The following is a 22106-nucleotide window of genomic DNA, read 5'->3' on the forward strand; positions in this document are numbered from 1 at the left end:
TTTAATTGAGAATGCCCGTCCAATTACTTGATAAATTAAATTCAAATTAAGAAGGGATGATATAAAAGTGAATAAAAAATGTAGGGCTCTATTTTGCTTTATTCTGGGTTTAAGCTCAGTAAGTTTTGCTGGATTATTAAAAACTGGATTGCCACTTGAACAACTCTTAGAAACTCCAAACCCAAATTGGGATAAAGGGCTTGAAAATTTATATAATGGAAAAATCAAATGGTCTCAGATGCCTGAAGAGGTAAATAATCTGGCAAAAAATAAAAAGATTACTTCAAGTGATGATTTTCCATTACTAGGTGAAGTGAATTTTATTAATGATGGTGAAAAAGAAACTGGCGAAGGCGGCTATGTAGAGCCTGGACCAAGTATCCAATGGATCCAGTTTGATCTAGAAAAGCAATCAAAGATCTACGCGATAATTTTATGGTACTACCACGGTAGTGAAAGGGCTTATCATGATGTTATTGCTCAGATTTCAAATGACCCAGAATTTAAGAAGGGTGTGACTACTGTTTTCAATAACGACTATGATAATTCGTCTAAATTAGGCAAAGGTCAAGACAAGGTTTATAAAGAGACTTTTCAAGGATGGCCTATAGCTGTAAGTGGTAAAGAAGGGCAAAATGTTCGGTTATATTCTAATGGAAGCATTTCTGGTGAGATGAATCATTACGTTGAAGTAGAAGTATTTGGTAGATAAAAAGACATTCATTTTTTTAGTTTTATTCCTGTTCGTAGTCACTGTTGGCTTTGTGCTCAGAGCATGGGATGCAGGTGTCAGACCCATGCATACGGATGAGGCAGTCCATGCGACGAAACTAGGTTATTTAATAGAGCAAGGAGAGTATAAATATGATCTTACCGAGTATCATGGCCCTACATTATATTATCTATCGCTTCCCTTTATCTGGTTTTCAGGCGCACAATCTCATGCAGAGCTAAAAGAGACTACTCTACGTGCCTTACCGATTTTTTTTGGTGTGTTGTTGATTGGAAGTACGTGGTTTTTAAGAGGGCTAATTGGAAATGGAGGAATGTTATTTGCTGTTGTGTTGACAGCGGTATCTCCAATCTTTGTCTATTATAGTAGATACTACATTCACGAGATGATGCTCATCGTATGGATGATGGGTGTGTTTATTTGCGGATGGAAATATTTTTGTAAGCCTCGTCTTGGTTGGATGGTTGGACTTGGAGTATTTACTGGGTTGATGTTCGCGTCCAAAGAGACATGGGTGCTCATGGGGGGAGCGTTGGGATTAGCCTGTATATGGGTTCTTTTAATGGAATGGAAATCTGGTCAGTTTAAAGAGTTAGCAGTTATCTGGCGAACAGGTTTTCAGCTATGGCATTGGGGTGTAGGAGTCGTAGTGGGTCTTGTTGTTGCTTTCGTTTTTTATTCATCATTTGGAAAACATCCGCAAGGAATTGTGGATTCCTTTTTAACCTACTTTTCTTATGTTAATCGTGCTGAAGGTCAGGGTCATGAGAAGCCCTGGTGGTATTATGTTACTCTTCTTGGCTGGTATAAGAATGGCCCTGGCTTTGTCTTTCATGAATGGATAGTGCTGGCGCCAGCATTTATTGGAGCAATCATAGTATTTCTCGTAAAAATAGAAGATGCTAAAAAGAGAATACTTCTTAGGACACTCGCGCTATATGGTTGGGTACTCATGGCCATCTATTCTGTTATACCTTATAAGATGCCATGGTTAGCTTTAGGTTTTATGCATGGATTTATTCTCATAAGTGGTTGGAGTGCGCAATTCTTATGGATTTCTAAAATAAAGTGGTGGTGGAAGGCTGGGATCACTCTTTTATTTCTGGCTTTGGTCTGGCAAGCGGTCGATTTTACACGGCTAACGAATCACCGCTTGTCTTCAGATGTGCGTAATCCTTATGTCTATTCACACACAAGTAGGGATTTTTTAAGGCTACAGAAAAGGCTGGATGCTATTGCTCAATATCATGAAGACGGTAAAGAGGTGCTGATCAAAGCTATCTGTGAAGAATATTGGCCAGTTCCTTGGTATTTGCGAGCATATCCCAACATAGGCTATTGGCACAGCATTCCAGAAAATCCAGACGCTCCAGTTGTCATTACATCACCGCATATGAATGACGCCCTAGATATCGTTTTACAGGATGAATATATGAGTGAAGTTTATGGTTTGAGACATGGTGTATTTTTGGTGATGAAAATAAGAAAAGATCTTTGGAATAAATTCATCAAGGATCAATAATAATTATTTTTAAACCTATGTCTTCTATCCAAAAGTTTGCCCATCATGCCATGGCCACAAAGTTTGAGATGTTTGTTGCTAGTGATAGTAATGATAATGCTAAGCATGTAGCAGTAGAGCTTTGGAACGAAATAGACCGCTTGGAAAATGAACTCAGTCGCTTTCGTGAAGGTAGCGATATTTGGAGGCTAAATCGCTCTCAGACTAATACTTGGGTTCGCTTTGGGCTAGATGCCTTTGAGTGCTTAAAGCAAGCATTGGATATATCTGCTGCTACCAATGGGGCTTTCGATCCTACCATTGGTCCGCTTTTTAGATATTGGAGAGAATGCCAAGACAATCAAGTGAAGGTTGATCCCAAGGTACTTAGTGAGGCTAAGAAAGCGGTAGGTTGGCAGAAAATAATATTAGATGAGGATAGCATTTCCGTGAAAATGTTGGCTGATCATATGCAGTTAGATTTAGGAGGAGTGGGTAAAGGCTATGCCTTGGATACAGTTGCCGAGTTACTCTTAGATGATTGGGAGATGAACGAAGTCATGCTAAGTGCTGGAGGTAGTACGGTTTTGGTTTTAGATCAGCCTGTGGATGAAGTATGGGACGTGGGTCTTGGGGGATTGGATTGGAAAGAGCCTCTGCTGTTAAATCATTCCGCAGTTAGCGGATCTGGAATGGGGGTACAAGGTGAACACATTATTAACCCACGTACTGGGAACCCTGTTCCCAAACAAAACAGGGTTTGGGCCTTAGCCAAAACGGCCGCTACCTCAGATGCTCTTTCCACTGCATTTATGGTTATGAATCAGGAAGAAATTAATACTTACTTGCTTGAAAATCCTGAGACGCAAATTTTTTGTTAATGGTAGGCGTGGAGGGAGTCGAACCCCCACGGATTGCTCCACTGGAACCTAAATCCAGCGCGTCTGCCAATTTCGCCACACGCCCCTGTTAAGAATGATGTACTGTAATGAGAAAAAGCAGGTACACAAGCAAGATTTTGCGCGGATCTTAAAGTCTGTATGCTATCGTTCGGGCTTAAGTGAATTCTCTGACACAAAAAACACAAAGAGCAAGATGATTTTACAATTTAGAGCATTATTGAATTCATTGTAAATACCCATTTATGTCATGTTCCGGATTGATCCCCTGCTATTAATATGGATCCAAGCACCAAGAGACGACACAGATTTGTAGAGGCTTTCACCGTTGAAACCAGAGAATGACTCTTTGGCTGAGGCACAGTTGCCTATTCATGAGAAAATGCATTAGATAATAAAAAACAAGGCATTAAATTTGTCGGGCAAAAATTACTCTGAGTGACAGAGTGTTCCTCTATGCCAAAATCCATGCGTATGGGCGCCTATAGGCATTTCTAGTCCAAGTCTTTACTTTGGTCTTCCCACGATGACGCCGGCATGCTTTTTGTACCTGTAAAGGTAATCCTTGAGTCTAACATCGATGAGAACCTTTTTGAAATCACTCGAGGCATGCATGAGACGAAGGACTCCCTTGCTATCACGGTAGGCTAAACCCACATGAGAACAGAAGGACCCTATAGGGTTGGTAGCTATGCCTATGATATCTCCGTCCTGTAATTGTGATTCGATAGCCCCTACTTTATTTTTGGGGATATGGTACATGGGTAGGCTTGAAATGCGTTCTTCATGCTTTTTCATAGGAGCGCGCAATTCAGGATTCTTTCGCAGGTAACGGTAACCTTTCCAAAGAACGGTCATTTCACGGCATTCTTTCTTAAAACGAGTGCCCCCTAAGTCCTTCGTAATATCTATGATATTTCCTCGTTTATGGTTATCCACGTACCATTCTGCTAGATAGTGGATGCGGTCCAGGTAGTTGCCATAGCATTTACCATCCCGGTAGCGGGTATATTCTATTTCCTCGAGTAAGTCCGGAGGCGAATACGTCTCTTTATTTTTCTCAAGCATACGGGCCATTCCCAGAGAAATCTCGAAAAAAGTCCAGCAATCTAGTCCATAGAAATTGGCGGACGGTGCTTCAATATGATCATGTATTTCTAGGGTATAGCTTTTATAGGGTGTTTCCAATAGCTCTTTTCCAATGACAGCAGTCCTTTCACCGATGGCGAGATTCTGCCAATTCTCCTTTTTAGCTTTGGCTACGATCTGTTCAAATTTCTTAGTGCCCCTGAAGGTTGTTTCTAATGGAAGGGTTTGAGCGTTTACCACTGGTGTAGTTAAAAGCAGACAGAGTATTAGGATGATAGAAACATGATTGAGCATGCAAGTCATTAACACGGTTATGTTATTATAGCAAAAGGTTAGTATGCACTTTTGACTTGTACATTTTACGTAAAAACATGTAAATTAAAGACATGGATGTAATAAACCGAGAGCAAGTAAAGGCTTTTATTACAGTGGATGGGTCTGAGATCAGAGAATTTCTAGCCCACCGAAATTCAAGCATTCGCAACCAATCTTTGGCTGAGGCAACATTGAAGCCTGGTTGTGCTACCGCAGAGCACTATCATCCAATGGCCGAAGAGATTTACTACATTTTAGAAGGTAAAGCTCGTATGAGGATAGAGGATGAAGAACAAGAGGTTGGCCCCAAAGACGCCATCGCGATCCCCCCAGGCAAGCGGCATAAGATCTGGAACTTGGGAGAAGAGCCTTTGGTGTTCTTATGCTGTTGTGCTCCTTGCTATGAAAATGAAGATACGGTGATGACAGAGTAATATGAAAAGACTTCTAAAATTGACTGCTCTAACTTTCCTAATATTTAGTCTGTGTCAACAAGGGCACAGTCAACTATCGCCGGCACAGCATGAGTCATTAGTGCAGACGAGTCGATGGTTAGCCACACAGAGAATTAAGTATGCTAAGTCTTGGCGGCCACCTGGACAAAAAGAGAAGTGGGTGATGGATTGCTCGAATACTTCGAGATTTATCTATGAGCAGGTGCTGGGTGAGTCTATACCTCGAACAGCATCAGCCCAGTTCTTGTGGCTTAAGGAAGAAGGAAAAGTTTATGCCGCGCCCCGTCTTGCCAATGGCTCGATCAATCAGGACTTGCTGTTTGATCACCTTCGTTCTGGAGATCTTCTGTTTTGGGAATGGACTTATAATGTGAAAAGGTATCCACCCATCTCGCATGTGATGGTCTATCTAGGGAAAACAAAGGAGGGCGTGCATAAAATGGCAGGTTCCGCAAGCAGCGCTGCTGGAGAAATAACTAGAAAAGGTGGAGTGGATGTCTATCAATTTAGCCCCAACAGCCCGTCCGGAGGTGTTTGGAAAAATGGTAAATATCACAAGGGACGCTTTGTCGCTTTTGGTAGAGTTGTCAGGCCATCTAAGACAGAGCCGCAAGTAGCACAGAGATAGAAGCTGCTAATTTTAACTCGAATGATGCACTAAAAACTTAAAGATCTGTAGAAGATCTTAGCCTCCAGAAACATAGAGTCTCCTAGAGGTATCACTTTTTTGATACCCATGTCAGAACTCTATCCGCATTGGTATTCCAGGCACTTGATAGCTTTGCCTTCCCTTGCTTTTAAAAGCTATGCGTCAGTCGATGCGGTTGATAAATCTTTGTCGACTCTTTTTTGTAGCGTAAGCTTTTACGTATCTCGTTCAACTTCTATCACATCATTCGGGTGTAACCCAGAGCAGTACAAGTGTTTACTAAATTCATTCACTCGAAGACTCCAAGTAAGATTTGCCCTAGTGCATTTTCTAATGAATAGGCAATAGTGCTTCATCCAACCTGTTATTTCCTAGCTCCTCTCACTGTCATATTCGGCCTTTTTATTGTCATCCTCCGGCTTGACCGAAGGATCAAGAAAATAGGCATAGGGCATCTGAGCTTATATTGGAGCTGACGTCAGAGGATCCATCCGGGGGGGATCCATGAATCATTCAATCTCCTGGAACCCATGTTGGATCGGGGTATGACAAAAAAAGAGGTTTGAAATCAACTTAAAAATCTCTAGAACCGTGGTTGAAGATCAAGATAGGTGGATTTTTTGATAGCGGCCTCGTATTCAGATAAAAGCATGATGCCGCGCTTGGGTTTCAGTAACCCTGATTTAATTGCCTTATCAATTTTCATTTTCATAAGGCGGCTAAGCTGAGCGGCATCCCATTGAACTTCATCTAAGACATCTGAAATAGAGGCGGCATCGATTGTCTCTTCGATGTAAAAGCCTTCAGCTTCATCATCATCTAAAAAGACATGTGCTTCACTAACTGTCCCAAAAAGGTTGTGTAAGTCACCCATGACATCTTGATAAGCTCCTACTAAAAAAAGGCCTAGTATATAAGGTTTTCCATTTACCGTGTGTAAAGGAAGCGTGGAAGCGATGTCTTCGAAGTCGATAAATTTATCAATCTTTCCATCAGAGTCGCAGGTGATGTCTACGAGCGTGGCATCGTGAGTTGGCTTTTCGTTTAGTCTGTGTATGGGTGCGATGGGGAATAGCTGGTTCACTGCCCAATGGTCGATGAGGGATTGAAAAACAGAAAAATTGCAAAGAAATTGGTCAGAGAGTTGCTCACTGAGTTCGATGACTTCTTCCGGGATTTGCTTGGCGCCTTTGAAGAGTTTGACGATTTCCTCTGCTAGGTGCCAGAAAGCAGTTTCAACTTTCGCCTTAGTGTGAAGGTCTAGTAGACCCAGTTCAAAACGAGTGGCACATTCTTCCTTGATTTGCAATCCGCGGTGTAAGCTTTCGCGGCGGTTTCGCTTGTTCAACTTAGTAACTAGTTTAGAAATCTCGATAGCCAGGTCATGATCGCCAGATGAAGCAGGGATAAATTCCCCTCGCGTTTTTTCAATAGCTCCAAAAGCCTCGACAAGCAGAACCGAATGGTGAGTCACAATCGATCGACCACTTTCGCTGACAATAGTGGGGTGCGGGACATTTTCTTCCTTACATACTTTACACAAGCTTTTGACAATATCGCGGGTGTATTCTCGGAGTGTGTAATTAATTGAGCTATGAGATGAAGTACCTGAACCATCATAATCAATACCGAGGCCACCACCTACATCAAAATAGTTGAGATGGAAGTCGAGTTGATAAAGTTTAGCAAAATAGCGGGCAGCTTCATTGACAGCCTTTTGTAAAGTCAGGATATCTGGGATTTGTGAGCCGACATGAAAATGAAGTAATTGGAAACAGTGTTTCATGTTTGCCTTCTCAAGTATCCTACAAGTTTCAATAAGATCACTGGTGCTAAGTCCAAACTTAGCAGATTCGCCACCCGATAGAGCCCACCGGCCAGTTCCTTTGGTTTGGAGGCGAATGCGTACCCCTATTAAGGGTTCGACTTCAAGGTCCTTAGCAACATCAAGCACTCTTTGGAGTTCTTCCATTTTCTCAATCACCAAAATGAGCTTCTTACCTAATTTACGGCCTAAGAGTGCTAGCCGTATAAACGCTGTGTCTTTATAGCCGTTGCAGATAATGAGGCTCTCGGGGTCTTGATGAACCGCTAAAGCGGCTAGCAGTTCGGGTTTACTGCCTACTTCTAAACCAAAATGATAGGGTTCTCCTGCATCTATGATTTCTTCTACTACTTCACGTAATTGATTGACTTTGATAGGGAAGACGCCTCGATAACTGCCCTGGAAATGGTACTTATCAATCGCTTCCTGAAAAGTTTGGTTTATCTTTTCGACGCGGTGTCTTAGAAGATCTTGAAAGCGGATCAGCATGGGGAAGCTGACGCCATTGGCGTTTGCGGTCTTAGCAACATCGTAGATGGAAAGAGATGGTCCTTCATCCTGTAGGGGGTTGACAATCATGTGTCCTTGTTTGTTGACACTAAAGTATTCAGCACCCCATCGATCAATGTTGTATGTTTCGATGGATTTTTTATTTGTCCAGCGTTCGCTTGATTTAGCCATTTTCCATTATCTATAAAGATAAACAGTTATTGATCCATCAAAAACGATGTAAAAATAGAAGTTATGCATTTGCTTCAAAAAGGTCTAACTGATTGCTTAGTTTTCTTTTGGCAAAAGTGAAATTCAATATGCTGCCTCCCAACCAGGAAAGGATCATTGTCGTCATGATAAGAATGGTGGGGAGCCATATGTTAGCTAGGTTGAAAATAAGAATGGATGTTGCTACTTCAGTGACAAGAAGGGGTATGAAGTAGAGCCCTCCTCTAAAATTACCAAAAGTAAAGGGAAGTGCTATTGATACAAAAGATAGGAGAAAAAGAATGACAGATAAGACAGTTAGGGAAGGACTTTTTATATATGACTTATGGAATAAATTATGTAATCCCATCAGATGAGGTAAGACGGGTGCCGCATTATTTTGGTAAGGGGTGTCGATGGGTTCATAAATGCTTGGAGTCATACGAGCAATAACCAATAGTTTTTTTCTTAGTTTGGGAAAATCTACACCAGCAATTTCCTCAGGGTTGGGGCTTTCGGAAGCTAAGATAATGTCATTAAATTCATGCTTTTTTATGTGAGCTTCCAAAGGGTAGTAACGCAGGATAAGATGCCCCTGAGGGTCAATAGGTATTTCTTCGATGAACTCCCTTTTGTCATTGCGAAGGATAATTGCCTTGCCGGGTATTACTTCTGATTTAAATAGATCTGCATTCAGGTACTCTGCATAAGCTAGGAGCGCCCAGCTGGGCGCAATTTTATGTTTCCATCGGAAGATCAAGGGTAGTCTCCGAATCGTGTTATTGAACGAGGGGGATGTGTTGCTAAATCCTACGGAGACATGATCGGCAAATTTTTCATGAGGCCACAGGGCAGAATGATAGGTGTCGATCGAGTCAATGGTTCCTCTGTAAGGTATAGTGATGAGGTTTGTGAGTTCTTGATCCAATCCCCTTTCAGTAAGTGCCGTTGCCGGGAGAATGACCGAGCGCATGCGTTGTAGGCTCTTGATGAACATTTTATCAAAATCAGGGTTATAGGCATCAAGGCGTTGGAAGGGAACATCGAAAGCTACCACTTGCGGATATACAGATCTCAGGGCTTGGAGAATGAGTGCAAAGTCAAGCTTAGGCCAAGGCCATTTCTGAAATGACAAATCTTCTATGCTCACCAGCACGATAGGTGATTCAGTGGGGTAATTCTGCGGGGCTCTTCTTTGAAGATAATCTAAAAGTGCTTCTTCTAGCAATAGAGTCATGTGAGATTTATAGGCAAAAATACTCGCCGCAGTCACTAAAAGAGAGAATAACAGAACAGCTAATGTCCTGAGCCTAAGAGATTTTTCATAATACTTTTCCGGCATAGATGAGCTAAAGTGCTATCACTAGCATATAAGATTTTGACGCGCCTTCTTACAATAAAAAATAATGAGTGCTTTAAAATCTGTTTGGGAAGATTGATTTTGACAGATGGTTAGAATTCTATAATGTCCGCAGAAGATACTTTGAAATATTTTCAGAGTGGTTCTTTGGAAGTTATCGTTGTTTGCAGAGCCAGGGAAAACCGTGAGACTCGGTTACAGTTGCGCTGCGGTATCGGGATACGACCCTCTACCTTGTTCAAGTAAGGGAATAGTCAGTTGATTTATCAGCGAAGGCGTGAGGGAAGGTTTTAGATTTTCTTTTGAAATGATAATGAAGGCCCGGAGTCCGAATATCTGACTGCAAATACTCGCTTGCCCTAGACTGAGTAATGCTAAGGTAAAAACTTCATCGCTAAAATGAAGAGTGAGAGACGGGATAATGGCTTAGTTGTTTGCTAATCAAAGCTTAGAGTATTTCGATCTCTTGCTATAAAATGGAGATTGAGAATGAGAAAAACGTTAAATGCCACGGCTTTGATGGTATGTCTATACGCAGGTTCATATTCACTGAATGCTGCTATCACCTTTAATGATATTGAGAGTTGGGTTGGTTCAGGTTCAAATGAAGCGGCGCTAGTTATCGATTGGAATGATGGAAAAATCCAAGAGTCCTGGATTTGGGGCTACCGCTGGGATGGACTTGCTTATGGGGCGGATATGCTTGGTGCCATAGCTGACGCTGACCCTAATTTAACTATTTCATTCGGAGGAACAGTCGAGAGTAACTTCTTCCTACTTTCAATAGATTATTTTGATGGTAGTGAAAACCATTCTGGGGTTAGTGATTTTGCTCCAGATTCCTGGGGCTATTACCTGGGAACTGGGAGTGATTTTTCTAGTGTGTTATGGGAAATATCTCCTGTAGGAGCTTCTCCAAGCCAATTCGGTGATGATTCATTCCCTGGACGTGTTTTAACAGATGGTGTTTGGGACGCTTGGAGTTTTGGCCCAACAGATCCTCAAACTTTCGATCATTTAGCCCCGCCTAATACTGAGCCACTAGCTGCGCAAATCGTTCCAGAGCCGTCAACCTATGCTCTCCTAATTTTAGGGGCTTGTGTCCTAGGAGTAATGATTAGGAAAGGCAAAAGAGTCAATGAATAAGGAGTGCCTGTGCGTTTCTTGCTTTGCTTTTTGTCTTGTACTTTCATTAACTTAAATCCGTATCTGATAGCTGGCTCTTTTGCGCCAGCTGCAGGTCAGCCTGGATCGACTGCAATTGCCGTCTCAGATAGTTCTTTCGTAGGATGGGCTACAGGCTATCAAGACTTTGTTATGGGTCCTGTCGATATATCAGACCCAGGTGGACCACTAGCAACGTTTGGACAAACGGTCAATATCTTGGGTAAGGCTGACTCAGATGGTGCAGAACATCCAGTCCTAAGTTTAGGAGATGGCGGCAGTGTGGTCTTAACATTTGATTCCTTTATCTACAATGGACCAGGTGCTGATTTCGCAGTTTTTGAAAATAGCTTCTCAGATACTTTTTTGGAGTTAGCTTACGTAGAAGTTAGCTCGAATGGCATAGACTATTTTCGCTTTCCTTCTGTCTCTGAAACTCAGACGGCCACCCAAGTGAATAGCTTTGGAGTATTAGACCCCACAGAGCTGTATAATTTTGCCGGAAAATATCGAGCGGGATTTGGCACACCCTTTGATCTTGAGGAGCTAAAAACGACAAATCCTCTATTAGATGTGGATCGCATCACCCATATTAAAATCATCGATGCAGTTGGTTCTATAGATAATTCTTACGCTACTCTGGATTCTCTTGGTAACAGAGTGAATGACCCTTGGAAAACGCCTTTTGCTTCAGGAGGATTCGATCTAGATGCAGTAGGTGTTATTCATGCGTATACCTGGCAGGTATTACAACTGCCTGATCTACCTGAAGTAGATGGCATTAATGTACTATTTCGCTCACCTAAATTTGATCACTTAATGGATGGGAGATTTCTTTATGGGCATCTTTCAGAATTATTTGCGCAAGATACTTGGGGAGAAGCCGGAATGACTCAATATGCCAATGGTCCATCATACGATCCTGCATTTATTGCCGTGAAAGATGATACAAGTGCACTCATTGGGGCAGGTGGTACCTTTGGCCAGGCCAGTGAAGTGACTGCATTCAATCCATCAGATAATATAAATCCTTCTTATTCTGCATTAGCTGGTTTGCAGAATTTTGATGGGGTTTATTGGAAGTCTTCGCTCTCATCTGCGGAAGGTTGGCTTATTGCTGGTACCAATGGTTCCTCTGGCCAGCACGCACTCAGTTATATATCACTAGATGGGCTTACGGCTAAAGTAGTAATAGATTCTATATCTACCTTTAGTAGCGGAATAGCCACGGACCATGATGGAAATGTCTATGTGTCTACCTTTGAGCTGTCACAAACGAAAGATGCTGTATACCGCTTTTCCACTAGCCAAATGGAATCAGCAATCACAGGTGCGGCACTAGTTCTTAGTGATGGAGTTTTTCAGGTTGATTTTACCAGTGCTGGTTCTCTCGCGGTAGATGGGCAAGGTCGCATATGGGCGGGAGGATTTAAAGCAGATGGATTTGTTGAAGTCTACGAGCCCAAAACTGGAGGTTTAGTTGAAATTGCCCCTGAGCACCCGGTCATAGCTGGCGCGGGCTCTGTGATGTATCAAATACAGATCTTTAGTAGAGCAAATGAAGAGTATATAGCCTTTTTAGCTCGGGATGCATTCGATGTCTCTGAAGAAATCTACTATGTCTATGCCAATGTCGACGCTATATTGCCGTCTACTATCACAACATGGCAACGATGGATTTTTGGTGACGATGTGGATAACCCTTCCTTGGAGGCAACTCTGTGGGGTAATGATGCAAATCCAGATGGTGACGATTGGACAAATCTTGAAGAATATGCATTTTGTTTGGATCCTCAGGAGGTAGATGGAAGTAATCTGATTGGTTACCAATTAACTACTGATAGCTTTAGGATTTCCTTTCCTAGGCGATATCGAACCAATGATTTAAGAATGGACGTAGAGGTATCCAATGACTTGCTACCTGGCAGCTGGGATGTAATTGCAAGAAGTGAGCGAGGTAACCCTATGCAGTCTATAGGAACTCCGGGTGCGGGTAGCATCACGGAAAATCTTTTAGGAGGTCTGGTTGAGACTGAGGTCGAGGATGGAGAATCATTCTTTGACTTAGAACGGAGGTTCATGCGAATAAACGTCCAGCTTTTAGAGTAAAGCATACATGGTAGATCAACTCATAGCTATCTATATGAAGTCCAAAGCTTCTCTATGGCTTCTGGCTTTTATAGGGATAGGCCTTATAGTGTATGGTGTCAGTCAAAAGTTACTAAATTCATCACCTGAAGAAAATAAGAACCTCCTAGGGAATTTTTCTGAAAGAGAGAAGCCAGATGAAAATTTAATAGCAGTCCCCATAGCCGAACAGCCTGAGGACTCTGATTTGAAGGAAGAGGGTGGACCTTACCAAAGAGCTTCTCAGTTTGATGAGATAGCAGGCGAAGGCGAGAGCCGAAGAGTGAAAAAAAATGGTTTCTGGCTACAAGCTCCAGACCCTACTGACGGGGCTGTTTGGAAAAATCAGCGGGGAGAAGAATTGGTCTATGTGGATTTGCCTTTATATATTACAACAGGTCCCTTGAGTCCTGTTGAAGTGGGTCAGGAAGCATACTTTAAATTTGAGGCAATTGGTGGAAGCTTCCCTTATAAATGGTCCTTTGTAAATGGCAGCCTCCCTCAAGGCTTTGCTTTTAGTCCTGCGGCAGCAACTTTATATGGCCTAAGTGAAGAGATCTCCGAGTCAGTCTTTCGCATCAAAGTATCAGATGCTACAGGAAATCAAGACATTGCAGAATACAGACTCTCTATAATACTAGAGAATGAAAAAGAGGAGGATCTCCTGACTATTATGTCTCCGAGTGAACTGCCACAAGCTTTTCTAGAGGAAGAATACGAGTATAGCTTTCAAGCTGATGGAGGAGAAAAACCTTACAGTTGGCAATTGATTGAAGGCGCATTGCCTCCGGAATTTACTTTTTCCAATCAGGCTAGCTTAAGCGGAACACCTCAAGGTGACCCAGATACTTATTCATTTATCGTCCAGGTTATGGATAGCGTGGGCCAGGTAGCTACTAAGCTTCACACTTTAGAAGTTGTTGAACCAGAAGATGAAAGTAAATGGGAAATAAAGATGATACCCGGAAAAAATGCGATGTTAATCTGCTGGAATCAAGTAGAAGAAGGCAAAAGACCAGATCAATTTATTCTTATGAGGTCGGAAGCCGGCTATCCTTCAACTACTGTCACGGGTGAAAATAGATATCTAGGCAGGGACAATTGTTTTCTAGATCTAGATGTTAGTGAGGGTAACAGATACTACTATGCTCTATTCGGGCAAAGCGAAGAATCTTCAGAGAAAGAATTAGCACTGGGATTTGCGGTAACAGGGCTCTCATTACAAGGTGAAAAGATTGATCCTTATGCGGATGACATAGACTCTTTTAGCCCTCTACATCATTCTCCTTACGGTTCTGCTGAAATGACTCTAGGTCCTCCTATGCTTCCGCAATACGGTTTCGGATCGACAGATGTAGTTTCCTTAGGAGCAGCCATTAACGATGGAAGCAGAGATAGATATGGCGGAAGTATTGTCCTAAAATTTCTAGATAATTTTATTTTCAATGGTCCAGGCCCTGATTTTAAAATTTTTGAAAATGTCTTCAATATTTATGGAACGGAAAATAGTCGGTTTATGGAGCCAGCAGTCGTTTGGGTAAGTAAGGATGGTAGGACTTGGAGGCAAATGCCATTTGATTTTTTACCTCATCCAGACGGAGATGAAAGTGAAACAGTTGATACTTCAAATCCTTTCATATATGCGCGAGGGTTTGCGGGCGTTAATCCTACGTTCCAAGGTGATGCTGGTGGGGATGAATTCGACCTCGCACAAGTTGGTCTGTCCTGGGCGCGCTACATAAGAATTCAGTCTACCGGCGACCTATGGATACAAGATAAAGATGGAGATTTTGTGAGGCATACAACTGAAACAGGTTCAGTTAACCCAAATTTCAATAAAAGTGGCTTTGACCTCGATGCAGTCAAAGCGATCCATTATTAGGTGATGATGATTTTACCTTTAGCTATAAGATTTTTTCCGCTGCTTCTCAGTCTTTATTCGACGCTCATTGCTGAGATGCAGGTGACTTTAAGGATTACTAAAAGTTTTTCTCAACAACCCATCTTGCATCTTAGTGACAAAACCCGACCTTTAAATGTGATTGAATTACTGAAGGCTCACACCGATCTAAAGACTGGTTTTGGTGGGGGGTTTGTGAACTCTATCAATGGTATTCAATCTGTTTCAAAGAACGGTGAAACCAAGGACTGGTTTTACTATGTAAATGGTATCTTGGCGCCAGTTGGAGCTAAGCAATATCAACTACATCACGAGGATATGATTTGGTGGGATTTTCATCATTGGAAAGAAGGTATCTCAATAAGTGCATTGGTTGGTGCATATCCTCATCCTTTTCTAGGGGGATACCGTGGCAAGAAAAAAAAGACTGTTGTAGCCCATGCCGAAGGATTCCAAGCACTTGGTCAAATGTGGGCTGAAGATTTAGAAAAGCATCATGTTGATAATGTTCAAACAGCCGAGCTATCTGCAATGAAGGACTTTACTAAATCCTATCTGCTGCTTATCGGTGCTTACAAAGATTTAGTAAAAAACAAGCAAACCCTTAAATTTTTCGAAAATGCGGATAAATTAGGATTTTTTGTTAGATTCAATTCAGAAGAAAAACTGGAGCTTCGTTATTTTGATGGGAAGCCGGCCAAAAAAATCGATGGAGGCGCCACATTGATCGCGGGGAAGGTAGGACAAAACGGAGCGGTCTGGATCGTGACTGGTAACCAAAGCCAGAGTATCAAAGAAATATCAAAACTGTTTCTAGCTGCATCTGATAAGACTCAATTTGGTTGTGGGATAGCTTTGAGTAAGCATGAGATTATAACATTACCTGTTTGGTAAAAATTTTTGATAATGTCTAATCAAGTTCATCCTATTGCGGCATTCATCTATGTCATAGGTATTTTTGCTGCAGCTATGAGCATGAATAATCCTCTTCTTTTGGTGAGTCTGGTTTTATTTTTGTGGGGGGTACATGTTATGTTAATGCCCTTTAAGCAATGGAGAGCATTCGCTTATTTTGGTTTTTGCTCTGCTATTCCTTTTATCTTTCTTAATGCCCTTGTTAATAGTCAGGGCGAAAGGGCGCTCTTAGAATTTTTAGGAAGAGAATTTACTTTAGAAGCCTTGTTATACGGCATAATGGCCGCAGTTAAGGTTTGGGTTACTATCATGGCTTTCAGTTTGCTAGGCGTTATTACCTCTTACAACGATCTCATTATTAAGTTAACAGCTAGTTTCCCCAAACTGGGTACACTCTTGCAAATGAGCCTGGCCTGGTTGCCAAAATTATTAAGCGATGTAAAGCGCATCCGGCTTGTTCTAGAGAGCAGGGGCGTTCCTTTCAAAACAAAATGTATCAGCCAGCGAATGAAAGCATGGGTTTATCTTTGGAAAGTAGCCATTACCTCAGCCTTGGAAAGTGCTTGGGAACGCGGGGAGGCTTTACAGGCACGTGGTTTTAGAATGGGCAGCAAGACACAATATAAGACATGGCCAATGAATGGGATTTCTTTTGTATTTATTTTATGTGGTATCGCAGCACTAGTATTTAGCTTGCTAGCTAGATATTGGAATCCTGTGGATTGGCAATTCTTTCCTGCACTGGTGATTGCTGATTGGAAGCCTTCTATAATGTGTTCCCTGCTGTGGTGTGTTCTCTTCTGTATCCCAATCATCCTCAGGGCTTTCAATGGAAGAAAATATGTTTGAATTCAAAAAATTCTCCTATGATTACCCCGAGTCTAAATCGCCAGCTTTGTCTTGTGTGAACTTAACGATCAAAAAAGGTGAGTGGATTTTGCTATTGGGAAAGTCTGGCAGTGGTAAGTCGACTTTAGGAAAGGCCTTGGGAAATATTCTATTAGACTATTATGGGGGACGGTTTAAAGGAAATATTTTTTGGGAAAATAAACCCTTTAGTCAGTATCGTGATATAGAATTCAGACGTTCCGTAGGCATGGTCTTTCAAAGCCCTGAGAAACAGGTTTTAACACCAGATGTCCTCAGTGAAATAGTATGTGGTATGGAGAATATTGGATTGCCACATGCTGAAATGGAAAAGAGGTTGGATCATTTTTCTAGCAGCTTAGGCATCAAACATCTATTAAATCGGAAATGCGAAAACTTATCTGGTGGAGAGCTCCAACGAGTGATTATTGCTTCTATTTTAGCTATGGGTTGTCAAACCTTGATTCTAGATGAGCCTTTCTCGCAGTTAGATCCAAATGCTTCTCGTCAATTATTAAAAATGCTTTCAGACCTAAAGAAAAAGATGGGGTTGACCATCATTCTCATTGAACAGCAGGTAGATTCATTATTACATCGAGTGGATCGAGTGCTTTTCTTAGAGGAAGGACGAATCATACATAATGAAATTCCGAGGCAATTCGTCAAGGCATCGTTGAAAGACAAGACTTCTGCCAATTTATGTGCTCCATTAGTCAGTCAGCTAATAGTGGCGAATGAGCCTCCCATAACAATTGAAGAAGGTAGAGATATTTTGAAATCATTGTTGATAGGCCCGAGTTTGGAAAAACAGGATTGTGAAGAAAGGGTATGGGTCAATGGTTCCTTGATTCTAGAGAGTGTGAATTTCCAATATTCGATTGATGAAAAACCGATTCTAAAAGATATCCAATTAGAACTTCATCAAAGTGAGCTGGTTTGTTTGTTAGGGGAAAACGGCGCAGGTAAAAGCACCTTACTGGTGGGGTTGTCAGGCCTGCTAGAAAATATTCGAGGCCAGGTATTGTTTCATGGAGAGCCGCTTCAAAGCTTAGACGCTTTATACAAATTTACAAAGATAGGCTACCTTTCTCAGAACCCCCATGATTACTTATTTCATGATACGGTTTATGAAGAACTTAAATTTAGCTTAGAGCAAAGTACCTTACATTCTATGGATGAAACTAATGTGATTAAGCAAATGCTTCATCAATTGCAATTGGATGGCCTGGAAGAGAGAGATCCTAGAACGTTGAGTGGAGGAGAGAAACAGCGTTTAGCTTTGGGCTGTGTACTTATTAAAAAGCCTGAAATTTTACTAATTGATGAACCCACACGAGGTTTGGATCAGGATTTAAAAGAATTGTTAGGAAAATTACTTCGAAGCTACTTGGATCAGGGCTCAAGCATCTTACTTGCCACTCAAGACGTTGATTTTGCCGCAGAATACGCAGATAGGATTGCATTAATAGAATCGGGGAAGATGTCTCACTTGCTGGAGGCTAAGCATTTTTTCAAGCAAGGTTATTATACTTCAACAGTTCGGCGCCTTTTTAGAGGATTTTCAGAGGATGTCTACCATGCCAAAAGTGCGAAAGAGAGATTAAGCCACATAAAAGAATCGGTGCAATGAATGCAGCGATGACTTGGTCACTGGGGGCACTCATTTTCTTGGGTGTAACGGCTTTCTTTTTTGAGCGCTCGAAAATGACTGCCCGACAACTATCACTTATCATGGTTTTAGGGACCTTAGCTGGTATCGGAAGAATTCCCTTTGCTGCCCTTCCCAGCCTCCAACCTACAACTTTTATGGTTATCATGTCTGGCTTTGTCTTCGGACCTTTGAATGGGTTTGTGGTTGCAGTTGTTTCGGTTCTTATATCAAATTCTTTTTTAGGACATGGAACTTGGACACTTTGGCAGATGCTAGCATGGTCGCTTTGCGGTATGAGTTTTGGTTTTCTAGGTGTTAAGTGGCCCAGGCTTTCTTTGAAGATCATGGCACTCATGGGCTTGGCATGGGGATTCTTATTTGGTTGGATAACGAATATTTGGCATTGGTTGGCTTTTGTTTACCCGCTTACCTGGGAAAGCTGGCTAACGACCAACGCTTTATCGCTTTGGTTTGATGTACAACATGGGTTGGTTAATACTGCATTGATATGGTTTCTTGGAAATTGGTGCATCAAACTGCTTCGGAAATATCGACAGAAACTAAATATTCATCCAAAAAGTTAAATTGGCGACTTGCCTCCATTTGGAAGTTTCTGGTAGTGTTTCCAGCTCGTCTAAAGACGCCCGGGTGGTGGAATTGGCAGACACACAGGACTTAAAATCCTGTGAGAGGCGACTCTCGTGCGGGTTCGAGCCCCGCCCCGGGTAATATTTCAAAACTTCCCACCAAAGATCATCCAAAGCTAGCACCTCTAATAGACTTCTTGTTTCTTCTGAACAGGATCACACAATATCTGCCGCGTGGGGTAAAAAAATAGGATTCCGCAAAGAAGGAGGATTTAAAAAGAGTTTAGAGATGCTGTAGAATTTTATAGGGCACCGAAAAGCTTACGATTAAGTCGAATATGAACCATTGTGCATTTGATGATGAAGTAGTTTAAAATGAGTAGGCACAGGGGTTCTGAGTTTGAGAAGAGAAATTCTCAAATGAAAGTTTTTTGAAATATTGAAATAAAGATTAGGCGGCTTGTCGGTAATAATAGTTTAGTAAACCGCCCAGACGGAAGGACTTTTTAATTTCTCCGCAGTTTTGACCGACATGATCTTTTGGAAAGGGGATGACATTATCAATACCTTGGTGATTTCGCTCGGTATTATAAAAGGCTTCATACTCCCGTAATGCTCGAATTAATGAACACTCACCAAGCAGGAGTAAATGATCAAGACATTCGGATTTTATAGAGAGCACGAAACGCTCTGCAAAAGCATTGAGGTTGGGGGAGCGCTTAGGAAGTCGGATGGTATCAAAGCCGATATCTGAAAAGACCTTACCGAAAGCATGAGAGTATTTGGAATCCCGGTCATGAATCAAAAAGCCTATATTATCGAGGAACTCATCCCGGGAAGAAATATTTCTGGCATGCTGAAGCATCCAAGCTTCTTTGGGAAATTCAGTTGCACCAGCAATGAAAATTTTTCGACTCTTAATATGAATAAAGAAGAGGATGTAATAAGTTTTGAGGCCTGAAAGCTCCCAGACCTCTTTGGTAAAAAAATCAGTGGCCCAGACATGTTTGTGTGTTTTAAGAAAGCGATGCCAGCTGGAGCTAAGTTTTCGTTCTGGAGAAGGTGGAATATTGGCATTACTAAGAATATTGCCGATACTTTGATGGGAGATAGAAAAGCCTAGATTGGCAAGGACGCCCGCAATTTTCTCATAGCCCCAACTGGTATTTTCCCTTGCGATAGAGATTACTAATTTACGGATCTTGTTGGGAATACCTGGCCTACCAACGTAATTGTTTTTATCTGATGGAGGGTTTTGTTTTTTAAGAACAAAGCGTCTGAACCATTTTTCTATAGTTTTGGGATGAACAATGGAAACGAAATACTTTCGTAGTGGGCCTAGAGGGTGAGCAAGTTTGGAGAGTAACATGCGATCTGTATTGGTAAGTTTTTGCCTACAATGCCCTGGAATCCATTTACTAAGCTTCTGGTTTTCGAGCAAAAGATAGGTAATAATCTGAATCAACAAGATGTGCGAAGCCTGCTGCAGGTTCAATGGTAAGTGAGGGGACATGGGGTAATTTCCTAGCAAAATCACCCTTGCAACCAAGACTTTACTCTGGAACCCTATTTTTTGACACCACACATAAGAGTTTTACAACTGGAACCCTATTTTTTGACACCACGGTTATCTACAATCTCTCAAACCTCAGAAGACTCGTTTGCAAAAGCTCACGGTGCGTTTTGAAACACCTCCGGGTAAACAGGCTCAGGTAGACTGGGCTTACTGTGGAAAGTTTCCTGATAAGCAGGGCAGCAAGCATTCTGTTTATGCTTTTGTCATGGTCTTGGGTTATTCGCGCATGCTCTTTAGCTGTTTTACTACATCGATGCAAATCAAAGAACTCATGGAGTGCCACAAGAAGGCTTTTGATTTTTTCGGTGGCTGGCCTGAGCAGATTGTCTATGACAATATGAAGCAGGTTCGCATTTCACGTTCGAAGTGGAATGAGGGCTTCCTGGATTTTTGTCATCACTATGGGTTTATCCCCAAGACGCATCAACCTTACCGCTCCAGGACTAAAGGTAAAGTTGAGCGAGCCGTGGATTACTTGAAGGATAACTTTCTGGCAGGCAAGCATTTTGATGATCTTGCAGATCTTAATGCTCAAGGTTTTAGTTGGCTTAACCATACGGCTAATGTTCGCGTTCATGCTACTACGGGTGTTCCTCCTATAGAACTCTTTCCACAGGAGTCGCTGACGGCACTTGATTCGATTAAAGCCTACCACTGGCATGAGCCTGTAAGTCGCAAAGTCAATTGGGAGAGTATGGTGCGCTTTGATGGTAGTCGTTACTCTGTGCCGCCTGAGCATGCAGGTAAAACCGTCTCCATTGAAGCCAGTGCTGGTGTGATTACCATCCGCTCCAAAGAGCTTATTATTGCAGAGCACAAGCAGGCACTTAAGCCGGGTCAGTCCATTGTTGATAAAGACCATCTTGCCGAATTATGGAAACTCACTTCCCAACAAATCAAACCTCCGGAAAACTCTCCTCGTTGGAACGTTTGTTTTGATCAGAACGTTGAACAAGTTGAGCTGAGCACCTTTGAGGAGGTCAACTCATGAGTGTAACCTATCAAACTCTGGCTAAGGATGGCCTTAAAGAACTTGGTCTCCATACCGCTCTTGGTCAACTTGATGCTGCCAGCCAGCAAGCATCTGCTCAAGATTGGTCCTATACACATTTCCTAGGGTATCTTTTAGATGGAGAACTCAGAGAAAGGCGACGCAAAACCGTTGCCATCAACATCCAATTTGCACGCTTCCCCTACATCAAGCGACTCGATGACTTCGACTTTAATGCTCAACCAGGCCTTGACCCTCGAATCATCGAAGAGCTCGCTGCCGGACGTTACTTAAGTGAAGGCCGTAATGTTGTTCTGCTCGGACCTCCAGGTGTTGGAAAGACGCATCTGGCTATCTCGCTGGGTGTTCTTTGTGCGGAAATGGGGCATCGTGTCTACTTCACCAATGCGATGGATCTGGCTCACAAGCTTACCAAAGCAGTTGATGAAAACAGACTCCACCGAGAGATGAAAAACCTCACTCGCCCCAAGCTGCTCATCATCGATGAAGTCGGCTACCTCCAATTCGATGGACCTCAGGCAAGCTTGCTTTTCCAGGTCATCTGTCAGCGTTATCAGAAAAATGGGGCCATTATCCTCACCAGTAACAAAGCTTTCAGTCATTGGGCTGATGTCTTCTGCGAAGATGCTGCTATGGCCAGTGCTGCTCTCGATAGACTACTTCATCGCTCTACGGTTCTTAATATCAAAGGAGAAAGTTTCCGCTTAAAGGAAAAGAAAAAGGCTGGGTCAGATCAACTGATCGCTACCTAAAGAAATTAACATTCAATACAAAGAAAGGAA

The 22106-nt window shown here is 42.1% G+C and carries 17 protein-coding genes, 2 tRNA genes and 1 pseudogene; 15 read left to right on the forward strand and 5 right to left on the reverse strand.

Features of this window, described 5'->3' with window-relative positions:
* Positions 1 to 67 precede the first annotated feature (67 nt).
* From AAGA18_03325 to AAGA18_03335, 3 genes are read left to right on the forward strand one after another with little or no spacing between them, the layout of a single operon-like run.
* Positions 68 to 712 (forward strand): discoidin domain-containing protein, encoded by a 645-nt coding sequence (locus AAGA18_03325; protein ID MEM9444363.1) that lies wholly within the window; start codon positions 68 to 70, stop codon positions 710 to 712.
* Positions 702 to 2255 (forward strand): flippase activity-associated protein Agl23, encoded by a 1554-nt coding sequence (locus AAGA18_03330; GenBank protein ID MEM9444364.1) that lies wholly within the window; start codon positions 702 to 704, stop codon positions 2253 to 2255. The genes AAGA18_03325 and AAGA18_03330 overlap by 11 nt, the downstream gene beginning before the upstream one ends.
* A gap of 17 nt (positions 2256 to 2272) precedes the next feature.
* The gene (locus AAGA18_03335; protein ID MEM9444365.1) at positions 2273 to 3115 is read left to right on the forward strand and encodes an FAD:protein FMN transferase; all 843 of its coding nucleotides are present in this window, start codon (positions 2273 to 2275) and stop codon (positions 3113 to 3115) included.
* On the opposite strand, the gene AAGA18_03340 is transcribed toward AAGA18_03335, so the two are convergent.
* Positions 3116 to 3200: transfer RNA gene (locus AAGA18_03340), tRNA-Leu, on the reverse strand. It abuts the gene before it with no gap.
* Between the two features lie 440 nt (positions 3201 to 3640).
* Positions 3641 to 4462: an N-acetylmuramoyl-L-alanine amidase-like domain-containing protein gene (locus AAGA18_03345; protein MEM9444366.1), complete on the reverse strand. Its 822-nt coding sequence runs from the start codon at positions 4460 to 4462 to the stop codon at positions 3641 to 3643.
* 146 nt (positions 4463 to 4608) lie between these two features.
* Between AAGA18_03345 and AAGA18_03350 the strand changes: the two genes are divergently transcribed.
* The gene (locus AAGA18_03350; protein MEM9444367.1) at positions 4609 to 4971 is read left to right on the forward strand and encodes a cupin domain-containing protein; all 363 of its coding nucleotides are present in this window, start codon (positions 4609 to 4611) and stop codon (positions 4969 to 4971) included.
* Between the two features lies 1 nt (position 4972).
* A complete protein-coding gene (locus AAGA18_03355) occupies positions 4973 to 5620 on the forward strand; it encodes an NlpC/P60 family protein (GenBank protein MEM9444368.1) in 648 nt (215 codons plus the stop codon).
* Positions 5621 to 6224: 604 nt separating this feature from the next.
* Here the strand turns inward: AAGA18_03355 and speA are convergent.
* Entirely contained in the window at positions 6225 to 8147 is a 1923-nt protein-coding gene (speA, locus tag AAGA18_03360) for a biosynthetic arginine decarboxylase (GenBank protein MEM9444369.1), read from the reverse strand.
* Between the two features lie 61 nt (positions 8148 to 8208).
* Complete coding sequence (locus tag AAGA18_03365) at positions 8209 to 9507, reverse strand: CHASE2 domain-containing protein (GenBank protein ID MEM9444370.1); 1299 nt, start codon at positions 9505 to 9507, stop codon at positions 8209 to 8211.
* A gap of 507 nt (positions 9508 to 10014) precedes the next feature.
* Between AAGA18_03365 and AAGA18_03370 the strand changes: the two genes are divergently transcribed.
* The 8 genes from AAGA18_03370 to AAGA18_03405 all read left to right on the forward strand — a co-directional run bounded on the left by AAGA18_03370 (position 10015) and on the right by AAGA18_03405 (position 18877).
* Positions 10015 to 10671 carry a PEP-CTERM sorting domain-containing protein gene (locus AAGA18_03370; GenBank protein MEM9444371.1) on the forward strand — a complete coding sequence of 219 codons (657 nt, stop codon included), beginning with the start codon at positions 10015 to 10017 and terminating at the stop codon, positions 10669 to 10671.
* 30 nt (positions 10672 to 10701) lie between these two features.
* Entirely contained in the window at positions 10702 to 12798 is a 2097-nt protein-coding gene (locus AAGA18_03375; GenBank protein ID MEM9444372.1) for a hypothetical protein, read from the forward strand.
* A 7-nt stretch (positions 12799 to 12805) separates the two neighbouring features.
* Positions 12806 to 14698, forward strand: a complete 1893-nt coding sequence (locus tag AAGA18_03380) for a putative Ig domain-containing protein (GenBank protein MEM9444373.1) — start codon at positions 12806 to 12808, stop codon at positions 14696 to 14698.
* Positions 14699 to 14701: 3 nt separating this feature from the next.
* Entirely contained in the window at positions 14702 to 15610 is a 909-nt protein-coding gene (locus AAGA18_03385) for a DUF4430 domain-containing protein (GenBank protein MEM9444374.1), read from the forward strand.
* Positions 15611 to 15622: 12 nt separating this feature from the next.
* Positions 15623 to 16480 (forward strand): energy-coupling factor transporter transmembrane component T, encoded by an 858-nt coding sequence (locus AAGA18_03390; protein ID MEM9444375.1) that lies wholly within the window; start codon positions 15623 to 15625, stop codon positions 16478 to 16480.
* The gene (locus tag AAGA18_03395) at positions 16473 to 18128 is read left to right on the forward strand and encodes an ABC transporter ATP-binding protein (GenBank protein ID MEM9444376.1); all 1656 of its coding nucleotides are present in this window, start codon (positions 16473 to 16475) and stop codon (positions 18126 to 18128) included. The genes AAGA18_03390 and AAGA18_03395 overlap by 8 nt, the downstream gene beginning before the upstream one ends.
* Positions 18125 to 18733, forward strand: coding sequence for an ECF transporter S component (locus AAGA18_03400; protein ID MEM9444377.1), 609 nt, complete (start codon positions 18125 to 18127; stop codon positions 18731 to 18733). The genes AAGA18_03395 and AAGA18_03400 overlap by 4 nt, the downstream gene beginning before the upstream one ends.
* A gap of 58 nt (positions 18734 to 18791) precedes the next feature.
* A tRNA-Leu gene (locus AAGA18_03405) sits at positions 18792 to 18877 on the forward strand.
* Positions 18878 to 19187: 310 nt separating this feature from the next.
* On the opposite strand, the gene AAGA18_03410 is transcribed toward AAGA18_03405, so the two are convergent.
* Positions 19188 to 20249 (reverse strand): integrase core domain-containing protein, encoded by a 1062-nt coding sequence (locus AAGA18_03410; GenBank protein MEM9444378.1) that lies wholly within the window; start codon positions 20247 to 20249, stop codon positions 19188 to 19190.
* A 127-nt stretch (positions 20250 to 20376) separates the two neighbouring features.
* Between AAGA18_03410 and istA the strand changes: the two are divergent.
* Positions 20377 to 21303, forward strand: a pseudogene (istA, locus tag AAGA18_03415) (IS21 family transposase).
* Positions 21300 to 22076 carry an IS21-like element helper ATPase IstB gene (gene istB / locus AAGA18_03420; protein ID MEM9444379.1) on the forward strand — a complete coding sequence of 259 codons (777 nt, stop codon included), beginning with the start codon at positions 21300 to 21302 and terminating at the stop codon, positions 22074 to 22076. Before istA ends, istB begins: the two are co-directional and overlap by 4 nt.
* Positions 22077 to 22106 lie beyond the last annotated feature (30 nt).

It is taken from the genome of Verrucomicrobiota bacterium (genome assembly GCA_039192515.1).
Classification (GTDB): Bacteria; Verrucomicrobiota; Verrucomicrobiia; order Methylacidiphilales; family JBCCWR01; genus JBCCWR01.

Excerpts from the sequence above, each read along its gene's own strand:
- istB (MEM9444379.1), top strand. The coding sequence starts at position 21,300 with ATGAGTGTAACCTATCAAACTCTGGCTAAGGATGGCCTTAAAGAACTT.
- AAGA18_03395 (MEM9444376.1), top strand. The coding sequence starts at position 16,473 with ATGTTTGAATTCAAAAAATTCTCCTATGATTACCCCGAGTCTAAATCG.
- AAGA18_03355 (MEM9444368.1), top strand. The coding sequence starts at position 4,973 with ATGAAAAGACTTCTAAAATTGACTGCTCTAACTTTCCTAATATTTAGT.
- AAGA18_03410 (MEM9444378.1), bottom strand. The coding sequence starts at position 20,249 with ATGTCCCCTCACTTACCATTGAACCTGCAGCAGGCTTCGCACATCTTG.
- AAGA18_03370 (MEM9444371.1), top strand. The coding sequence starts at position 10,015 with ATGAGAAAAACGTTAAATGCCACGGCTTTGATGGTATGTCTATACGCA.
- AAGA18_03350 (MEM9444367.1), top strand. The coding sequence starts at position 4,609 with ATGGATGTAATAAACCGAGAGCAAGTAAAGGCTTTTATTACAGTGGAT.
- speA (MEM9444369.1), bottom strand. The coding sequence starts at position 8,147 with ATGGCTAAATCAAGCGAACGCTGGACAAATAAAAAATCCATCGAAACA.
- AAGA18_03385 (MEM9444374.1), top strand. The coding sequence starts at position 14,702 with ATGATGATTTTACCTTTAGCTATAAGATTTTTTCCGCTGCTTCTCAGT.
- AAGA18_03400 (MEM9444377.1), top strand. The coding sequence starts at position 18,125 with ATGAATGCAGCGATGACTTGGTCACTGGGGGCACTCATTTTCTTGGGT.
- AAGA18_03365 (MEM9444370.1), bottom strand. The coding sequence starts at position 9,507 with ATGCCGGAAAAGTATTATGAAAAATCTCTTAGGCTCAGGACATTAGCT.
- AAGA18_03380 (MEM9444373.1), top strand. The coding sequence starts at position 12,806 with ATGGTAGATCAACTCATAGCTATCTATATGAAGTCCAAAGCTTCTCTA.
- AAGA18_03390 (MEM9444375.1), top strand. The coding sequence starts at position 15,623 with ATGTCTAATCAAGTTCATCCTATTGCGGCATTCATCTATGTCATAGGT.
- AAGA18_03335 (MEM9444365.1), top strand. The coding sequence starts at position 2,273 with ATGTCTTCTATCCAAAAGTTTGCCCATCATGCCATGGCCACAAAGTTT.